Annotated in this window: 19 protein-coding genes; 11 read left to right on the top strand and 8 right to left on the bottom strand. The window is 31.1% G+C overall.

Annotated elements, in window-relative coordinates:
* The gene (locus tag Q0678_RS11205) at positions 1–369 is read right to left on the bottom strand and encodes an MmcQ/YjbR family DNA-binding protein (protein WP_299057895.1); all 369 of its coding nucleotides are present in this window, start codon (positions 367–369) and stop codon (positions 1–3) included.
* A 78-nt stretch (positions 370–447) separates the two neighbouring features.
* Between Q0678_RS11205 and Q0678_RS11200 the strand changes: the two genes are divergently transcribed.
* Complete coding sequence (locus Q0678_RS11200; RefSeq protein ID WP_299057893.1) at positions 448–1,428, top strand: CorA family divalent cation transporter; 981 nt, start codon at positions 448–450, stop codon at positions 1,426–1,428.
* A 6-nt stretch (positions 1,429–1,434) separates the two neighbouring features.
* On the opposite strand, the gene Q0678_RS11195 is transcribed toward Q0678_RS11200, so the two are convergent.
* The 4 genes from Q0678_RS11195 to ruvC are packed head-to-tail and all read right to left on the bottom strand — an operon-like array spanning position 1,435 to position 4,831.
* Positions 1,435–2,331 (bottom strand): alpha/beta hydrolase, encoded by an 897-nt coding sequence (locus tag Q0678_RS11195; protein WP_299057891.1) that lies wholly within the window; start codon positions 2,329–2,331, stop codon positions 1,435–1,437.
* Between the two features lie 49 nt (positions 2,332–2,380).
* Positions 2,381–3,130, bottom strand: coding sequence for a cyclase family protein (locus Q0678_RS11190; RefSeq protein WP_299057889.1), 750 nt, complete (start codon positions 3,128–3,130; stop codon positions 2,381–2,383).
* Positions 3,131–3,146: 16 nt separating this feature from the next.
* A complete protein-coding gene (hemW, locus tag Q0678_RS11185) occupies positions 3,147–4,274 on the bottom strand; it encodes a radical SAM family heme chaperone HemW (RefSeq protein WP_299057887.1) in 1,128 nt (375 codons plus the stop codon).
* Between the two features lie 5 nt (positions 4,275–4,279).
* Positions 4,280–4,831, bottom strand: a complete 552-nt coding sequence (gene ruvC / locus Q0678_RS11180; RefSeq protein ID WP_299057885.1) for a crossover junction endodeoxyribonuclease RuvC — start codon at positions 4,829–4,831, stop codon at positions 4,280–4,282.
* Positions 4,832–4,897: 66 nt separating this feature from the next.
* Between ruvC and Q0678_RS11175 the strand changes: the two genes are divergently transcribed.
* A complete protein-coding gene (locus tag Q0678_RS11175; protein ID WP_299057883.1) occupies positions 4,898–5,857 on the top strand; it encodes a lysylphosphatidylglycerol synthase domain-containing protein in 960 nt (319 codons plus the stop codon).
* Positions 5,854–6,969: a glycosyltransferase gene (locus Q0678_RS11170; RefSeq protein WP_299057881.1), complete on the top strand. Its 1,116-nt coding sequence runs from the start codon at positions 5,854–5,856 to the stop codon at positions 6,967–6,969. Before Q0678_RS11175 ends, Q0678_RS11170 begins: the two co-directional genes overlap by 4 nt.
* A 319-nt stretch (positions 6,970–7,288) precedes the next feature.
* On the opposite strand, the gene mnmD is transcribed toward Q0678_RS11170, so the two are convergent.
* Together mnmD and Q0678_RS11160 are read right to left on the bottom strand one after the other, a co-directional pair.
* Positions 7,289–7,954, bottom strand: coding sequence for a tRNA (5-methylaminomethyl-2-thiouridine)(34)-methyltransferase MnmD (mnmD, locus tag Q0678_RS11165; RefSeq protein ID WP_299057879.1), 666 nt, complete (start codon positions 7,952–7,954; stop codon positions 7,289–7,291).
* Between the two features lie 45 nt (positions 7,955–7,999).
* A complete protein-coding gene (locus Q0678_RS11160; protein WP_299057877.1) occupies positions 8,000–8,509 on the bottom strand; it encodes a DUF4920 domain-containing protein in 510 nt (169 codons plus the stop codon).
* Between the two features lie 123 nt (positions 8,510–8,632).
* Here Q0678_RS11160 and Q0678_RS11155 point away from each other — a divergent pair, with 123 nt between their 5' ends.
* Positions 8,633–9,688, top strand: coding sequence for a branched-chain amino acid aminotransferase (locus Q0678_RS11155; protein ID WP_299057875.1), 1,056 nt, complete (start codon positions 8,633–8,635; stop codon positions 9,686–9,688).
* 96 nt (positions 9,689–9,784) lie between these two features.
* Here Q0678_RS11155 and Q0678_RS11150 read toward each other — a convergent pair whose 3' ends face one another.
* Positions 9,785–12,424: a DUF5916 domain-containing protein gene (locus tag Q0678_RS11150; RefSeq protein WP_299057873.1), complete on the bottom strand. Its 2,640-nt coding sequence runs from the start codon at positions 12,422–12,424 to the stop codon at positions 9,785–9,787.
* A gap of 223 nt (positions 12,425–12,647) precedes the next feature.
* On the opposite strand from Q0678_RS11150, the gene rplM reads away from it, so the two are divergent.
* The 7 genes from rplM (at position 12,648) to Q0678_RS11115 (ending at position 19,351) form a co-directional block, all read left to right on the top strand.
* Positions 12,648–13,103: a 50S ribosomal protein L13 gene (rplM, locus tag Q0678_RS11145; protein ID WP_299057871.1), complete on the top strand. Its 456-nt coding sequence runs from the start codon at positions 12,648–12,650 to the stop codon at positions 13,101–13,103.
* On the top strand, positions 13,103–13,489 hold the full coding sequence (rpsI, locus tag Q0678_RS11140) for a 30S ribosomal protein S9 (RefSeq protein ID WP_299057869.1): 387 nt from the start codon (positions 13,103–13,105) through the stop codon (positions 13,487–13,489). Before rplM ends, rpsI begins: the two co-directional genes overlap by 1 nt.
* A gap of 156 nt (positions 13,490–13,645) precedes the next feature.
* Complete coding sequence (rpsB, locus tag Q0678_RS11135; protein ID WP_299057865.1) at positions 13,646–14,464, top strand: 30S ribosomal protein S2; 819 nt, start codon at positions 13,646–13,648, stop codon at positions 14,462–14,464.
* 23 nt (positions 14,465–14,487) lie between these two features.
* On the top strand, positions 14,488–15,459 hold the full coding sequence (tsf, locus tag Q0678_RS11130; protein ID WP_299057863.1) for a translation elongation factor Ts: 972 nt from the start codon (positions 14,488–14,490) through the stop codon (positions 15,457–15,459).
* A gap of 136 nt (positions 15,460–15,595) precedes the next feature.
* Positions 15,596–16,309 carry a UMP kinase gene (pyrH, locus tag Q0678_RS11125; RefSeq protein WP_299057861.1) on the top strand — a complete coding sequence of 238 codons (714 nt, stop codon included), beginning with the start codon at positions 15,596–15,598 and terminating at the stop codon, positions 16,307–16,309.
* 14 nt (positions 16,310–16,323) lie between these two features.
* Complete coding sequence (gene frr / locus Q0678_RS11120; protein ID WP_299057859.1) at positions 16,324–16,878, top strand: ribosome recycling factor; 555 nt, start codon at positions 16,324–16,326, stop codon at positions 16,876–16,878.
* A 91-nt stretch (positions 16,879–16,969) separates the two neighbouring features.
* On the top strand, positions 16,970–19,351 hold the full coding sequence (locus tag Q0678_RS11115; RefSeq protein WP_299057856.1) for an MMPL family transporter: 2,382 nt from the start codon (positions 16,970–16,972) through the stop codon (positions 19,349–19,351).
* Positions 19,352–19,386: the final 35 nt, after the last annotated feature.

The following is a 19,386-nucleotide window of genomic DNA, read 5'->3' as shown; positions in this document are numbered from 1 at the left end:
CTATAAATTTTGTAACTCTTTTTGTGATTTTTTAGGCAAACCAGTTATAACCAAGTCATACGAATGGTTAATTAGTTGTTTTACTAAAACATCAGAAACATCGGCAACATTTATAATAACAGTATTCCAATGTTTTTTATTCATATGAAAACCTGGGGAAATACCTTCAAATTGTTCTCTTAGTTCTAAAGCTTTTTCTGGATTGCATTTTAAGTTAACCTTTGGCAAACCTTGCTCCCAATTAAGTAAATCTGTTAAGGCAAACATTTTATCCATTACCTTAAATACTAGGGTAGTTTTATTAAAAGGAAAATGTTCTGTAACTCCTTTTTTCGCCAAACATAAATCTCTAAATTGCTCGATGTGCATCTATTATTTTTTTAAAGAACCCTTAAATACCATTTTTAAAAACTATCTTTATAATTCAAAATTACAATTATTTTAAAGATGGAAACCGATTTTTTAGACAACTCCTCAATAATAAGTTATTCTGCCAAGAATTTCGAAAAAAAGAAATATTCTGCTATTTCTGAAATTATTTTTTCTGAAAAAGCTACAGATATAAAATGGCTAAATACATACGGAATTCAGTTTCAAACTGCTTACAGAGAAATTATTCATCAAAATAAATTAGATGATTTTCTTATTAAACTTTTAGCAGATGAAGAGCATCCAAACAAAGTAATTTTACTAGACAACCTTCTTTTTGTAACTACTAGAGTGTTAATTACAGAAAACAACCAGTTAGAGTCTGAACAAATGGTTTTTGTAGTTTCTACCGATTTTTTATGGTCTATTCAAGAAAAAAAAGGCGATTATTTTAATTGGATACGAGAACGATTAGAAACAAATAAAGGTATTGTTAGAAAGAAAAAAGCAGATTATTTGTTGTTTTTATTGTTAGAGTCTATCATAGACAATTACCAAGAAACTTACTTAAATAATGCCGCATTAAGTGCAGATAAACTTAATGCAACCAGTATAAAACCTACACCAGAATTTACCTCTTTAGTAGAAAAAAGAAAACAAGAATTGTTTAACTTTAAAAAAGCTACTATTAGCTTAAGAGATACTGTTATTAAGTTAGAAAAAATAAAAATTAAAGACTTTAACTCTATGTATTTTAGTGAGTTAAAAGAACAAACTAATAACCTTATTACAAATATTGATTTCGAGCTTCAGGAGTTAGAAAGTAAAATAAATTTAATTTTTAGTATTCAAGGTCATCGATTAAATGAGGTAATGAAAACACTAACTATCTTGTCTGTTATTTTTATTCCTCTTACTTTTTTAGCAGGTATTTATGGTATGAATTTTGAAAATATTCCCGAATTAAAAAGTAAATATGGCTATTTTATTTTACTGATAGTAATGGCTGTTATAAGTGTTTTATCTGTTTGGTATTTTAAAAGAAAAAAGTGGTTTTAAAAAACACTAATTCTCTAGAAACCTATAAAGTGCTTGCAAACTTTCTATTGGTTTTTCTTCCATAGGAACATGCCCTGTATTTTTAAGTATAACTAGAGTTGAATTTGGTAAATAATGCGCCATTTTTTTACCATTTTCTTTCGGAATCCAAACATCATTTTCTCCCCAAATTAACAATGTAGGTGTTTTAATACCTCTAAGAATTCCTATATTGCTAGAATCTTTTGGCTTAAAACTTAAATTAGCTCTGTCTATAAATGCCTTTCTATTACCTGTTCTTAACGCTAGTTTGTGATAACGAGTTACTAGGGTGTCTGTAATTTTATGATCGTTAAAATAAACTTGTTCTAAATTTTTCTGAATTAAAAATTTTGGAGTAAAAAATAAAAAAGTAGCATTTAACACAGGTGTTTTTGCTATCTTAAAAATAAAGGGTTGTGGTTTATTTGTTGACAAACCACTTGCGTCAATCAATACTAATTTTTCTACTTCATTTGGGTATTTAGCAGCATAATTCCAAGCGATATTACCTCCTAATGAATTTCCTGCTAAATAAAATTTAGTCACTTCTATTTTTGTCATAAATTGATGTAAAAAAGAAGTATACGCAGCAATAGAATAGTTGTCTGTTTTATGAGGTCCTGTTAGTCCGAATGCAGGTAAATCTAACCTAATAACTCTATATTTTTGCAACAGATCGTTTGTCCAATCATTCCAAGTATGAAGAGATGCTGCAGTACCATGTAGCAAAACTATTGGAAAACCAACCCCTTGGTCTTTGTAATGAACTTGCACACCATTAATTTCTATAAATTTAGAGTTCTTATCCGCATAGTCTTTTTTTAACTCTTCTAGAGTAATATCAGCATAAGAACCTAAGTAAATACCGAAAAAAATCAGCAATACTAATGGGTAAAAAATTCGTTTAAAATTTATTTTTTTTAAAACCAATTTATTTTATAATTTCATACAACACTGGCTTACTTGGCGTTGCATCATTCTCGAAAGGTGCAATCATTAAATTTAACAAATACTCACCATCTTTTACCGTATTTGGCACATAAATAAACTCTGTAATAGTAGCGTTTAGTCTTATTTTGCCAGCGGTGTTCCAAAAAGCATTGTGTGCTAATAATTTACCGCCATCTTTTTCTTTATCTACAGAAGGCACATCTATTAACAAGTGTTTAATTCCTTTTTCTCTTAAATAAACTGCTGCAGACTCTAACAAATAAGGCGGATTTGTATTTGAATAATCAATCGATTTTTTATCTTCTAGATTTGGCAAAGTTCTAATTACAATTGCATCTCTTTTTTTATTGCCCAGTGCTGTTTTTAATTGTTTTTCTGATATAAAAAAATCTTCTCCATCACTTTCTGGCACAACAGTTACTACTTCTGCCAAAAAAATAAAATACTTTAAATGCTTGTTTACAGAATGTACTTCTTTAGTAATATGCCCCACACATTCTGTGTGAGTAATATGAGAATGTGGATTAAAATGAATACTGTTAAAATTTACAACAGCGCCATTTGCAACACTAATTTCATAACCTTCTTGTGTTTCTGCCGAAATTTTTGGCGCATCAATATACCAAGCGTTTATATTGTTTTTTTTAGGATCTATAGGAATAGAAATATCAATAGGTTTCGAAATATTTACTTCTATTTTTCTTGAGTTATATTCAATAACAGCTTTCATATTATAAAAACACTTTTTAGTTTAAAATAAATAAATTTGAAGCAATACCGTCTGATAAAAATTTACCTTTTTGGGTTGCTTTTAAAATTCCGTTTTCAATATACAATAATTCTTGGGCTATATATTTTTGAGCTTCTTTTTCTAAATACTCTCGATATCGAAACCCAAAATCTTGTTCAACCTTTTCTAATGAAACTCCCCAAATAGTTCTTAAGCCTGTCATAATATATTCATTATAACAATCTGTTTTTGTAAGAACTTCTTTAACAGACGGCAAATTATTAGCAGCTATTTCAGCGATGTATTTGGCATTGCTTTTTACATTCCAACTACGTTCTAAACCATTAAATGAATGGGCAGAAGGCCCAATACCAAGATAAGGCTTACCCAGCCAATAAGAAGAATTATTTTTACTAAAAAAACCTTCTTTTCCGAAGTTAGAAAGCTCGTAATGAATAAAACCCTCAGCTTCTAAAGTGTCTAACAAAATATGAAACTGTTCTTCAGATTTCTCATCATCAACATTTTTAATAATGCCTTTTTTAATAAAACTTGCCAAAGCAGTTTTTGGCTCTACCGTTAGTGCATAGCTCGAAATATGTTGCACACCAAAACTTAAAGCTGTTTGTATATTTATCAACCATTCTTGATGGCTACAATCGGGTATACCGTATATTAAATCTATAGATATATTTTTAAAATAACGACTCGCCAAGGACAGGCAATTTTTTGCCTCGGTAGCATTATGAGCCCTATTCATTAACTTTAAATCTTTTTCAAAAAAAGACTGTACACCTATACTTAATCTATTAATTGGCGACTTTGAAAAAGCAACAATTATTTCTTCGGATAAATCATCCGGATTTGCCTCTAACGTAATTTCTGGGTTGGCAACTACTTTATAATTATCATAAACAGCAGCTATTAATCTTTTAATTTCTGTAACTGTTAATATCGATGGAGTACCGCCGCCAAAATAAATAGTTGCTACTTCTTTGGTTTTAAACTCATTCTTTCTAATTTCTAACTCTTTTATAAGTGCAAAAATCATCTGTTCTTTCTTTTTTAAAGAAGTAGAAAAATGAAAATCGCAATAAAAACATGCTTGTTTACAGAAAGGAATGTGAATGTAAATACCTGCCATAAAAATTATTTTACCTTCTTCGGATTCTGTTTTACAAAACTAGCCCAACCTGTATAATTTTTTCCTCCTATTACTTTACCAGAATTATAAAAGTGGCAAACTGCTGCTGCCAAACCATCGGTAGCATCTAAATTTTTAGGTAAGGTTTTTAAGTTTAAAAGCGACTTTAACATCAACGCAACCTGCTCTTTACTAGCACTACCACTTCCTGTTACTGCCATTTTTATTTTCTTTGGCAAATATTCTGTAATAGGTATTTCTCTAGATAAACCTGCGGCCATAGCAACCCCTTGTGCTCTACCCAACTTTAACATCGATTGTACATTTTTACCAAAAAAAGGAGCCTCAATTGCAATTTCATCTGGATTATAGGTGTCAATTAACTCAATTGTTCGCTCAAAAATAAGTTTTAATTTCAGGTAATGGTCATCATACTTTTTAAGCATTAATTCATTCATTTGAATAAATTCCATCTTTTTACCAACAACTTTTATCAATCCGAAACCCATAATAGTGGTTCCTGGGTCTATGCCTAAAATAATTTTTTCGATGGCCAAAATAGTCTACTCTTTTTTTAAAGATATCGTCAAATTTACTGACGATTATTTATTACTTTGCAAATAATGTACAATTCTCATTCTTACAAAATTAAGCAATTCTTAGCGCTAGGCATCAAACTTTTTATAGTTATTGGCTGCGGGTATTTTATATGGCTAAAACTTACTTCTAACAGTGCGTTTTCGTTTTCAGAATTTTACCATAATTTGATTAAAAACGATAATTTTAAGGCAAAAAACATTGTAATTCTTCTTTTATTTTCAATTTTAAACCATTATTTCGAAATTTTAAAATGGCAAAACCTTGTTTTTCCTATTAAAAAAATATCATTTTTAGCAGCTACAAAACAAAGTTTAGCTTCCTTAACAGCCTCTTTAATAACACCTAATAGAATAGGAGAATATGGCGCAAAAGCACTTTATTATAAAAAACAGTATAGAAAACAAGTGGTTGGCCTTAATTTTGTGGGTAACTTTTACCAACTTTTAACAACATTATTTTTTGGTTGCATAGGCTTTATTTTATTTAGTAAAGAACAATCTATCCACATTTATTCTTATGCTATTTTTAAAATCATTGTATTTCTTGTTATAGTAGGTGTCCTTTTTTTTGTGGTTATAAAAAAATACAGCTACCGCATTAAGTACCTCCAAAAAACAACACATTTCTTAAGTAAAATATCTATTAAATTGCATTTAAAAATTGCGATGCTCTCTTGTATTCGATTTTTTATTTTTGTGAATCAGTTTTATTTTTTGCTCCTTATATTTAAAGTAGATATTTCTTACTACATGGCAATAATTGCTATTGTTAGCATATATTTAATTGCTTCTATTATACCAATGTTGTCTATTTTTGATGTTGTTTTAAAAGGGACTGTTGCTATTTGGATATTTTCTTTTCTATCTTTAAACGCTAATACTGTACTTACAATAACAACACTTATGTGGCTTTTTAATTTTGTTATACCTGCTATTATAGGTAGTTATTTTGTGCTTCAATTTAAAACCAATTTTAAGGAATGATAATAGCTGGCTACGTTCTATTTTTCTTATATACAGTTTTAATTATTAGCCTTGCAATAGGTGTTTTAAAAGTTAAAAACAATAACGATACTGTAAAACAACACCAGAATTCTTTTTCTGTGATAATTCCTTTTAGAAATGAAGCTAAGAACTTACCTGCTTTATTAAATTCTATTTCTAACATAGATTACACAAAAAAATTGGTAGAATTTATCTTTGTTGATGACGCCTCTATAGATACTTCACTAAAAGTTGTTGAAGCAGCAATTTTTAATAATTTAGATACCAATATTACTGTCCTTAAAAATAATAGAACCACGAACTCTCCTAAAAAAGATGCTATTACTACGGCCATAACAGAGGCTAAAAACCAATGGATAATAACCACTGATGCAGATTGTATTTTATCTAAAAAATGGCTTTCTTCTTTTGATGCTTTCATTCAAAAAAAGAACCCAAATATGGTAGTTGCACCTGTTAATTATTCTGCAAAAAACAGTTTTTTAGAACAATTTCAACTGTTAGATTTTTTAAGCATGCAGGCTACAACAATTGGTGGTTTTGGTCTTGATTTTCCCTTTTTATGCAATGGCGCAAACCTTGCCTACAAAAAAAATACTTTTTTAAAATTAGAAGGGTTTAAAGGCAATGAAGATATTGCTAGTGGTGATGACATTTTTCTGTTCGAAAAATTTATAAAAGACAATAAGAAAAAGGTATTGTATCTAAAATCTAAATCGGCAATTGTAACTACTTTTCCGGTAAACAGTTGGCTAAAATTACTACATCAAAGAACTCGTTGGGCGGCAAAAACAAGCAACTTTAATTCTTTTAAAGTAAAAACAATTGGCTTGCTTGTATTTGCTGCAAACCTCTTTATAATTCTTTGTTTGGCTACTAAATATTTTAACCTAGCTGTTTATCTTTTGGCGTTTAAAGTAGGAGTAGATTTTTTCTTATTTTTAACAGCTAGTCGTTTTTTTAATGTTAAAAACTCTTTTTTTAAATGGTATGTAATAGCAAGTATTGTTTATCCATTTTTTAGTACTTTGGTTGTATTTAATTCGCTGTTTTTTAAGTATTCATGGAAAGGGCGCGTGTTTAAAAAATAACTCTTTATTTTAGCCCAGATTGAAACGGCATCCTTTTTGCTGCTGTTTCTTTAAATAACTTTTCTGAAAGAACAAATTGTATCTAAAACAGTAGAAAAAAGATATAGTGTAAAGCTGGAAATAGCTTCTAAAAAAGAGCCTCTAATATAGCTTCTGCCTTAAACCAAAAAATAATGATAAAGGCTAAAAGTATGACCAAAAAAAGTCCTTTTGTGGGCTTTGTTCGTTTTCTTCTACTAAATTTTCTTTTAAACTCCATGTATTTTTATTTTACAAAATTGTGTAATTACTTTATTTTAAGTAAATTATAAAACCTACTTTACTCGGTAATTTTCTTTTTAGTAGCGCGCAACATTTCTCTTTTACCTGGAGGTCCGGGCAATCTTTCTACAACAAAACCAACTTCTTGCATTGCTCTTCTTACGCTTCCTTTGGCAGAATAGGTAACTAAAATTCCGTTTTCTTTAAGGGCATTATACATTTTTTGAAAGATTTCTACCGTCCATAATTGCGGTTGAACACGTGCCCCAAAAGCATCAAAATAAATTAAATTAAAAGCCTCTTTGTCTGTAATATCTTCAAAGAATTGTTTTCTTTTTGTAAGTGAAAAGCGTTCTGAAATTTGATGTTCTTTTTCCCAAGAAACTTGGTGTATTTTTTTAAATGCTTCAGATTCATTTTCTGCATCTAAAACATTGATAAAGTTCATCTTTTCTACCTCTTCTGGAGTAACCGGATACGCCTCTACACCAACATATTTAATGTTTTTATTAGCTTCTAAATACGTAATAAAACAATTTAAACCCGTACCAAAACCGATTTCTAAGATTGATACATTTTCTGCAGTAACCTCTTTTAAACCACAATTTATAAAAACATGATAGGTTTCATTAATAGAACCATTTTTAGAATGGTATTGCTCATCCCAATCCGGCAAATGAATTGTAGATGAACCATCTGAAGTAATTAATATTTCTCTTTTCATATTTTAAAATTAAAAGGTTTTTCTTAAAAGCAGCTGTAATAATTGTTATTTTTTAGCTAACAAAACACCATCTGCTTCAAAAGAAAGCACTCTTTTCGGGGTTGTAATTTTAGCAATTTCTTCTGCAGATTTACCGGCATCTTTTGCATAGTGTTGCAATTCGTCAACAGAGGTTTCTTTAAGGTAAGCAATTCCGTTAACAATTACTTCTTTTCCGTTGGCATCTAATGGCATAAAAAAACCATAATCTTTAAAACGTACCATCGTTTCTGTTTCATTATCTAATGGCAACTTCATCCAGCAACCTTTTTTAGAGCAAACTTCTTTTATGGTTGATGCAAATTTTACAGAAACCGTATCGCCAATTTTTAAAGAGTTAAAAGTTGCTAAAAGAGCTGCAGCATCTACTGCTTTTTCTGAAGATATTTTTGCTCCAAAAGACTCGTAAGCAATTTCTGTTGTTACACTATTGTCTTTAACTGCTGGTTTTTTTACTTCTTTACATGCTGTTAAAACAAAGATGGCAAGTAAACTAAAGATCATTATATTTTTCATTGTCTATTTTTTTTTTAAATTTCTGACACAAAAATACATTTTTTTTAGCAGTAAAAGCAATGATTAGGTATGTTGTCAGATGAATAATTTATGTACATTTGTGCTTTAACTCAACTTAATAGAATGAAATCTAATATAGAAATTCAACGCATCGAAAAATCGAAGATCGATTCTGTAGATTTTAACAACCTACCTTTTGGTAGCGTATATTCTGATCATATGTTAGAATGTACTTATACGAACGGCGCATGGCAAACACCTGTTATTAAGCCTTATGCTCCTATTTCTTTAGACCCTTCTGCAAAGATTTTTCATTATGGTCAATCTATTTTTGAAGGAATGAAAGCCTATAAAGATAAAGACGGTAAGTCTTTATTATTTAGACCATTAGAAAACTGGAAGCGATTAAATAAATCTGCTAAAAGATTGGTGATTCCAGAAATTCCTGAAGAAATTTTTATGAATGGTTTAACCAAATTATTAGAAGTAGATGCTAACTGGATACCTACTAATGATGGTAGCTCTTTATACATAAGACCTTTTATGTTTGCATCTGGTTTAGGATTTCATGCATCACCTGCCAACGAATATAAATTTGTAATTTGTACAGCGCCATCGGGTGCTTATTTTGCTGGTAAAGTAAAGGTTTTAATTGAAGAAAAATATGCACGTGCTGCTAATGGTGGTGTTGGTTTTGCAAAAGCAGGTGGTAACTATGCTGCTCAATTTTACCCAACTCAATTAGCCATCGAAAAAGGCTACAACCAAGTAATATGGACCGACGATAATTCGCACGAATATATTGAAGAGGCTGGTGCGATGAATATTTTTATTAGAATAAATGATACTCTAATTACAAGTCCGACCAGCGATCGTATTTTAGACGGAATTACACGTAGAAGTGTACTTCAAATTGCTGAAGACTTAAACATAGATGTAGAAGTTAGAAAAATTACAGTTTCTGAAGTTATTGCTGCGGCACAAAGTGGTAGTTTAAAAGAAATGTTTGGTGCAGGTACGGCTGCTGTTATTTCTCCAATAGCAGGTTTCGGTTACAAAGATACCGATTATGATTTGCCAGAATTATCAGAACCTTTTGCGCAAAAACTAAAGAAAGCAATTACAGATATTCAAACAAACAAAGCAGAAGACCCACACGGTTGGAGAGTTTTTATATAGCACAAAAATTATACTTAATTACTTTTAAAGCATCCATTAATTTGGATGCTTTTTTATTGAATTTATAAATATATTGTTGTCGTAAAAAATGACTACTTATCTTACAAATCGATAGGTTGCTTTTATTAAAAAAGTGTCCTCCGCAGGCGTATTTAAAACTTGCTCTCTAATTCCGTCAGACAAAGAATCTGCAGAATCTCTATTACCTACAGAGCCTCTTGCCCACACAAAAAACAATTCAGAACCGGGTATATACTCCCAACGAGCAACAAGATTGGTTTGCAATTGCACAAAAGAAAAATCTGGATTGGTAAATTGATAATCAATAGTTTGATCTCTATTTTCATCAACAGTAAAAATAGACGTACCGCTTGCATCTGTTATTTCATTTATTTGTTGCGCGTCATAGAAACTAACCCTATCTTTAAATGAGTCTGCAGCAGCAGTTTTTACAAAATTAAAATCAGAAAAACGCCCTCTAGAAATAAAAGGTTGCCCATAAAATTGAATAGAAAAATTAGGATTGATACTGTAGGTAAAACGTAAAGTAGAAGTAAACTCATCATTTTTAATATTTCCTAAAATATATCTGTTAGAAGCCCCAAAATCTGCAACAGTTACATATTGAGACCTGTCTTTTGTAATTTCTAACTGATTTTCAAAAGTGATATTTAAAGCATCTGTAGGTTGATACACAAAACCAATTCTATATCGATTTCTACCCAAAACATTTTCATCAGAATGTACATTTAAGTAGTTTACATTGTAGCTAAATAACTTGCTTGCATCAGAACCAAAAGAAGTAAATAAATATCTACTATTTGCTGTTCTCCATCTTGGGCCACCTCTTAAAAAAGAATTTGAAAAACGTTTAAAATTGGCGCCAAAACCAATTCTTGTAGTTGCGTTATTTATCCAGTTTACATCAGCAGAACCCTCAAAACGAATTCTGTTTAAATTTCCTTGAAAGTCATATTCTGTTAATTCTTCTGCATTTACAGACATATTTCTATAGGTATCTGTAGGTATTTGCCATAAATAAGATCCATTTGCAAACTGAATCATTTCATCTGTATTTCTTAAAAAGCCTACATCATTTAACTCTAATTCTGGAGATCGCCAAATAAAACCTCCGTTGTAACGCCAGTTACCACCACCGGCTTTTCCTAGTTCTATTCTACCTCCAGAACCCGTTAAAGAGGTTCTTGTTGGATCTACCGAGACGTGGGTTGCATCTTCTCTCTGAAACAATCTGGTAATAGAACGTTGTGTGTTTTCTATGGCCTCTTGGCTACCTAAAACATGACTAAAAATAACATTACCATCTAGATAATAGTCTCTATTTTTCCAGTTATGCTGATAATCTACACCGCCTGTATATGCTGCTTTGTGTAACTCATTAAAATTCCCATTTAAGTTTCTATTTGTTGCTGTAAAAATTGCACCTAAAAAAGAGTTTCTTTCGTTAAAATCTTTTTGAGCTCTTGCTACAAAAAAATTGGTAAACGGCTCTACTATCTCTTTTTTAGTTTCTCCGTTTACTTGCTTTATTTCTGCATATTCATTGGCTGTTACAGTTTCTAAAACACCCAAAGACCAACCATTTTGTGTTTTACCAGAAAACTTTGCAGCGCCTAATATTCTTGAGTTTTGTGGTTCTTTTGAAAATTCACCTTCGTTTAAAGAAGCACTTCTGTGCGGGTTTCTTCCTATTCTTCTACTGTAAAATAAATTATCTCTTCCATTGGCAAATTCGAAATCGAAAATATTTCTGTTTTCAACAAAAAATGGGCGTTGCTCTCTAAAAAATATTTGAAAACCATCTAAAGCAATTGCTCCTGGATCTGCTTCTACTTGTCCGAAATCTGGATTAACAGTTAAATCTAAGGTTAAATCGTTGGTTACTCCTATTTTTGCATCTAAACCTGCATTTATTTTAAAATCGCTTCCATCTCTATATGGGTTTCCAAACTCAGCCGGATACGCATCGTATTGCATCACAGTAAAAGGTTGAATTTCTAGTTGTTTTTGAGATTTTAAATCTATTAAACCATGCAATTCTCCGGCTTCACTTATAAAACCTGCTTGATTGTTAGGTATTCTTTGCCAAAGAGAACGTTCTTGTACTCTAAAAATAGTTCGGTTTACGTTAAAACCCCAAATTTGTTCTTTTGCATTTCCAAAACGCAACTGACTGAAAGGGATTTTCATTTCTGCGGTCCAACCTTTATCATCTACATTTGCATCTGTATACCAAACTGGATTCCAACTATCGTCCCAATTATCACCGTTTTGCGACGTAAATTCTTCACCCTTAACACCTGCTGCGGTAGTTGTAAAAACAAAAGCAGTTCTTTTATCATGGTAACTGTCTATAATTACATTTACCCTATCGCCAGCAAAACCATCTCTTCTACTAAGTCTTTGTTGAATTAAATGCGGTTCATTATCTAAAGCACGTATGGCAATGTATAAATATTTGGCATCATACATTACCTTAAATTTAGTTTGATATAAAGGTGCAGTACCTTCATCTGGTGTTTTCTCGGTAAAATTAGAAGACCAAGGCACTACACTCCAAGCGTCTTCTTGAATTAGCCCATCTATAACTGGTACTTTTTTTAATTTTTTTGTGGTGTATATTCTTTTTTCTATCACAGCCTTTTCTGTTTTCTGAGCAGAAATATTTAATGCAAAGAAAATGCTTATTAAAAGAGAAATGTGTAGAAATTTCATTGGTTTAGGTTAGAATTTTAAGAATTTTTCAAAGAAATATCCCACAAAAATAGTTTTCTTTTTTCTTAATTATATGTTAATTATTAGAAAACGATAATTACAAAATTAAAATGTTTAAATAAACTTAAATGACTATTTGTCAATTAAATAAATAGCCTTACATTTGCACTCCTTTTTTAAGGAAAAAATAAATTATTAATTTACAAAAACTAATAGTGTAATTATGAACACATTAAGTTACAAAACAGTATCAGCAAACAGCGCTACCGTAAACAAGGAGTGGGTTTTAGTTGATGCGGACGGGCAAACGTTGGGTCGTCTAGCTTCTAAAGTAGCAAAGCTAATTAGAGGTAAATACAAACCAAACTTTACACCACACGTAGATTGTGGAGATAACGTGGTTATTATCAACGCAGAAAAAATTGTTTTAACAGGTAAAAAATGGACTGACAAATCTTACATTCGTCATACAGGTTACCCAGGAGGACAAAGATCGTTAACTGCAACAGAAATGTTTGAGAAAGATCCTACAAGATTAATCGAAAAAGCAGTAAAAGGAATGTTACCTAAAAACATTTTAGGATCAGCATTGTTTAGAAACTTGTATGTATATGCAGGTACTGAGCACAAACAAGCAGGACAAGAGCCTAAAGCTATTAACCTTAACGACTTAAAATAATGGATACAGTTCACAAAATTGGTAGAAGAAAAACTGCCGTTGCTCGTATTTATCTTTCTGAAGGAAAAGGTAACATTACGGTAAACAAAAAAGATTATAAAAGTTACTTTTCAACAGGAACTTTACAATATAAGGTACAACAACCATTAATGTTAACAGACAACTTAACATCTTATGATATTAAGGTAAATGTATATGGTGGTGGTGTAACAGGTCAAGCAGAAGCAATTCGTTTGGCAATTACAAGAGCTTTAGTTGCTATTGATGCAGATCATAGAGCAATCTTAAAACCAGAAGGATTATTAACGAGAGACCCTAGAATGGTTGAACGTAAGAAATTTGGTCAGAAGAAAGCACGTAAAAAATTCCAATTCTCGAAACGTTAATAGGTTTGCTGAACTTGTTTCGGCATTTATTATCAAACTCGAGAACTGTTATTATTACAAACAATTAATAAAAAACAGTTTAGCATCTAAATATATAAGACTCGAAAGACTACTTGTATATTGATTTCAAAAACAGAAAGTAAACACATTTTAAAAATGGCAAACGTAAACATTCAAGAATTATTAGATAGTGGTGTACACTTCGGACACTTAACTAGAAAATGGAACCCAAACATGGCTCCATACATTTATACAGAACGTAATGGTGTTCACATCATCGACTTGTATAAAACCGCAGCAAAAATAGAAGAAACTGCAGAAGCTTTAAAGAAAATTGCAAACTCTGGACGTAAAATTTTATTTGTAGCTACAAAAAAACAAGCAAAAGATATTGTTGCAGACAAAGCAAAAGCAGTAAGCATGCCTTTCATTACAGAAAGATGGCCAGGTGGTATGTTAACCAACTTTGTTACTATTAGAAAAGCTGTTAAAAAAATGGCTCATATTGATAGAATGAAGCAAGATGGTTCTTTTGATGCTTTATCTAAAAGAGAAAAATTACAAATTAACCGTCAAAGAGAAAAATTAGAAAAGAATTTAGGTTCTATTTCTGATATGACTCGTTTACCAGGTGCTTTATTTGTGGTTGATATTAAAAAAGAGCACATTGCAGTTGCAGAAGCTCAAAAATTAAACATTCCAATTTTTGCAATGGTAGATACAAACTCTGATCCAAGATTAGTAGACTTTGTAATTCCAGCAAATGACGATGCATCTAAATCTATAGACAAAGTATTAACTTTTGTTACCGATGCTATCGCAGAAGGTTTATCAGACAGAAAAGCAGATAAAGAAAAAGTAAAAGAAGTTGCAGCTCCTAAAGCAGAGAAAGCAGCTCCTAAAGCTAAAGAATCGAAAGCAGAAGCTCCTAAAACAGAAGCTACTACCGAAACACCTGCAGAAGAAAAAAAATAACAATCATTTAAAAAATAGATAACATGGAAACAGTAAAGATAAGTGCTGCTGATGTTAAAAAATTAAGAGAAGCAACTGGCGCAGGAATGATGGACTGTAAAAAGGCATTAGTTGAAGCAGCTGGAGACTTTGATAAAGCAATAGACATTTTACGTAAAAAAGGTCAGAAAATTGCTGCAAAAAGAGCTGATAGAGAATCTACAGAAGGTGTTGCAGTAACTAAGATAAATGCAGATAAAACTGCAGGTGTTGCTATTGTTTTAGCTTGTGAAACAGATTTTGTTGGTAAAAACGAAAACTTTGTTGCTTTAGGTAATCAATTTGCAGATATCGCATTAAACTGTGCAGATAAAGATGCATTTTTAGCGGCAGATTTTGGCGGAATGACAGTAGCTGATAAACTAGTTGAACAAACTGGTGTAATTGGTGAAAAGTTAGAAATAACTGCTTTCGAAAAAATTGAAGCTGCTTATGTTGGTGCTTATACACATATTGGTAAAATTGCTGCTTTAGTAGGTTTATCTAGTGCTGTAGATAATGCAGAAACTTTATCGAAAGATTTAGCAATGCAAGTAGCATCTATGGGTGCAACATCTTTATCTTATAAAGATTTTGACCCTGCATTTGTTGCCGCAGAGACAGAAGCTAGAATTGCTGTTATTGAAAAAGATAATATTGAATTAGGAAGATTAGGTAAAACATTGAAAAATGTACCTCAATTTATTTCTATGTCTCAATTATCTGAAGAAGTTTTAGCAAAAGCTGAAGAAGCTGCAAAAGCAGAATTAAAAGCTGAAGGAAAACCAGAACAAATTTGGGATAGAATTTTACCAGGTAAAATGGAGCGTTTTATTGCAGACAATACAACTCTAGATATGGAGCAGTGTTTGTTAGACCAAGCTTTTATTAAAGACGAAAAGAAAAATGTTGCTCAATATGTTGCTACTTATGGCGATGTAGAAGTTAGTACTTTTAAAAGAGTTACTTTAGGATAAAAACCCTAATAACATTACTACTAAAAACCTCGCAAATTTGCGAGGTTTTTTTATTTATCATAAAAAGGAAACTGAAAAAAAAATTGTAATTTTGCGCAGGTACTAATATTAAAAAGCCTAAAAATCTAAAAGCTTTATGCAATACAATAGAATTCTTTTAAAATTAAGTGGAGAGGCATTAATGGGAGATAGACAGTATGGAATAGATCCAAAACGATTGTCTGAATATGCAAAAGAAATAAAAGAGGTTGTAGCAAAAGGAATAGAAATTGCCATTGTAATTGGTGGTGGAAATATTTTTAGAGGTGTTGCAGGTGCTGCAAATGGTATGGATCGTGTACAAGGAGATCACATGGGAATGCTAGCAACTTGTATAAACGGCTTAGCACTTCAAAGTGCACTTGAAGATGAAGGTGTGCATACAAGATTACAAACTGCTTTAGAAATTAAAGAGGTAGCAGAACCATATATCAAAAGAAAAGCTATTCGTCACTTAGAAAAAGGAAGAGTTGTTATTTTTGGGGCAGGTACCGGAAACCCTTATTTTACAACAGATACTGCGGCAGTACTTAGAGCCATAGAAATAGATGCAGATGCTATTTTAAAAGGTACAAGAGTAGATGGTATTTACAACGTAGATCCAGAAAAAGACAAAAATGCTATTAAATTTGAGACAATAACTTTTAAAGATGTTATTAAAAAAGGTTTAAAAGTAATGGACATGACCGCTTTTACGTTAAGTGAAGAAAATAAACTACCAATTATTGTTTTTGATATGAACACAAACGGCAACTTGTTAAAGTTGATATCAGGAGAAAAAATTGGAACTATTGTTGATGCAAATAATTAAAAAATTTATTACTAATGAATGAAGAAATAGAATTTATTCTTGACTCAGCTAAAGAAGCTATGAACAACGCGATAGCGCACTTAGTAAAAGAACTAAGAACCATAAGAGCTGGTAAAGCAACCCCTGCAATGTTAAGCAATGTAATGGTAGATTATTATGGATCTCAAACACCATTAAGCCAAGTAGCAAATGTAAACACGCCAGATGCAAGAACGATTAGTGTTCAGCCTTGGGAAAAAAACATGTTGCAAGAAATTGAAAAAGCAATACAACTTGCAAATTTAGGGTTTAACCCAATGAACAATGGAGATGTAATAATGATAAACGTACCTCCTTTAACTGAAGAAAGAAGGATTGGTTTGGCAAAACAAGCCAAGGCCGAAGCTGAACATGCAAAGGTTGGTATTAGAAATGCGCGTAAAGACGCTAACAACGATATTAAGAAAACAGAAATTTCTGACGATATGAAAAAAATTGCAGAAGATGATGTACAAAAAATGACCGATACTTTTGTAAAGCAGATAGATGAAATGCTTGCTACAAAAGAAGTAGAAATAATGAAGGTTTAAAAACCTAATAGACATTAAAAAGAGTGTTTTACAACACTCTTTTTTTTTACCATAAAAGACGTATAAACTATATTACATAAATAATAATTTTATGAACTTCTGGACAAAGATTGCAGGTCTAATACTAAGAAATAGATATTTAGTATTACTCTGTATCGCTATTATTACTGGCTTACTAGCAACACAAATGAAGTATATGAAGTTTTCGTATACAGAAGCTAATCTGCTACCAGAAGACCATGAAGCAAACTTACAATACAACCAATTTTTAGAAATTTTTGGAGAAGAAGGAAACCTCGTTATTTTAGGAATAAAAGATGCAACTGTTTTTACCCCTAAAAAATTTAATGCTTGGAATAATTTAGTCCAAAAATTTGATAGTTTAGAAGAGATAGATTTTACACTTTCTATTGCTGATATTCAAAAATTGAAAGCAGATAGAAAAAAAAGAAAATTTGTTTTAGAACCCTTATATGAAAAAGAACCTAAAACAGTTGAGGAAGTTACTAAAATAAAAAATCAGCTTTTTGAAAAACTTCCTTTTTACGAGAACTTACTATTTAATAAGGAAACAGGCACACTACAAACTGCTATTTACATTAAAAAAGAGATTATAAATACGCCAAAACGTAGAGATTTTATTTTTAACATTTTAATACCTCAAATAAAAAGTTTTGAAAAAGAACACAATGTTAACATTCGTGTTTCTGGCATGCCATACATAAGAACACTAAATGCACAAAACATACAAGACGAAATAATACTTTTTGTTTTAGGTGCTTTGGGAATTACTGCAATAATCTTCTTCTTCTTTTTTAGATCTTTTAGGGCAACATTTATCACTTTACTAGTGGTAATGATTGGTGTTACTTGGGCCTTTGGCTTTATTGGTTTATTCCGATATGAAATTACTGTTTTATCTGCATTAATACCACCTTTAATTATTGTAATAGGGGTTCCTAATGCTGTTTTTCTGATTAATAAATATCAACAAGAAATAAAAAAACACGGGCAACAAGCAAAAGCATTACAACGGGTAATTTCTAAAATTGGTAATGCTACATTAATGACAAATATTACAACTGCTTCTGGTTTTGCAACCTTTGTATTTGTAAAAAGTAGCCTACTTAGAGAGTTTGGTATTTTAGCTTCTGTAAACATTATTAGTATTTTTATTTTAGCGCTTCTTATAATTCCTATCTTATATAGTTTTATGCCGCTTCCTAAGAAAAAACACTTGAACCATTTAGAAAGAAAATGGATTGAAAATGTGGTTGATTGGATGGAAAAAATGGTAAAAAACAGAAGAATTACTATTTACTTTGCCACTGTAATCATTATAATTTCTGGAATTATTGGTGTTTACCAAATTAGAGTTTCTGGAAGCTTAATAGAAGACATGCCTAAAAGTCTCGAGTTTTATAAAGATATAAAATTCTTTGAAACAGAGTTTGGTGGTATTATGCCCTTAGAAATTTTAATAGACACTAAGAAAGAAAAAGGTGTCATGAAATTATCGACGCTAAAAAAGATGGAGAAGATAAATGAAGCCATCGAAAGTTTTCCAGAACTATCAAAACCCTTGTCGGTTACCAACTTAGTAAAGTACTCTAAACAAGCTTACTACAAAGGAAATCCAAAATATTATCAATTGCCAACCTCTCAAGAGCAGAGTTATATTTTTGCGTACACTAAAAACTCGAATAACGATGCAGGAATGCTTAAAAGTTTTGTAGACTCTACAGGACGTTATGCTAGAATTACAACTTTTATGAAAGATATTGGCACCGCTAAAATGGATGTTATTCAAGAAAGATTAAAAGCAGTAATTGCTAAAGAATTTCCGGCAGATAAATACGAAGTTTCTTTAACCGGTAAAGCTCTTGTATTTATAAAAGGAACTAATTATTTAATTAAAAACCTTGTTATCTCTTTGTCTTTAGCAATCTTATTAATTGCAATTTTTATGGCTTGGATGTTTAGATCTCCGCAAATGATTTTTATATCCTTAATACCAAATATGCTTCCGCTTCTTATTACTGCAGGTTTAATGGGCTTTTTAGATATTCCTATAAAACCATCTACCATACTTGTTTTTAGCATCGCTTTTGGTATTTCTGTTGATGACACCATTCACTTTTTAGCAAAATACAGGCAAGAATTAATGGCCAATAAATGGAAAATAAAACCTTCTGTTTACGCAGCTTTAAAAGAGACAGGCGTTAGTATGTTTTACACTTCTATTGTATTGTTTTTTGGTTTTTTAACCTTTACACTTTCTAGTTTTGGTGGTACAATAGCACTGGGTGGTTTGGTTTCTATAACCTTACTCTTAGCGATGGTGTCTAACTTACTATTATTACCCTCTTTATTATTGACTTTTGAGAAAAAGATAGCTAATAAAAAAGTTTTTAAAGAGCCAAAAATGAAAATTTTTCCAACGGAAGAAGGTAAAAAGGAGGTAAAAAAATAAATTTATATACTGTTAAAATTGAAAATCGATTGCTA

The organism is uncultured Polaribacter sp. (assembly GCF_947497125.1).
In the GTDB taxonomy this organism is placed as follows: domain Bacteria; phylum Bacteroidota; class Bacteroidia; order Flavobacteriales; family Flavobacteriaceae; genus Polaribacter.
The sequence above is the reverse complement of the archived record's forward strand: the minus strand, read 5'-3'. Positions and strand labels throughout refer to the sequence as shown.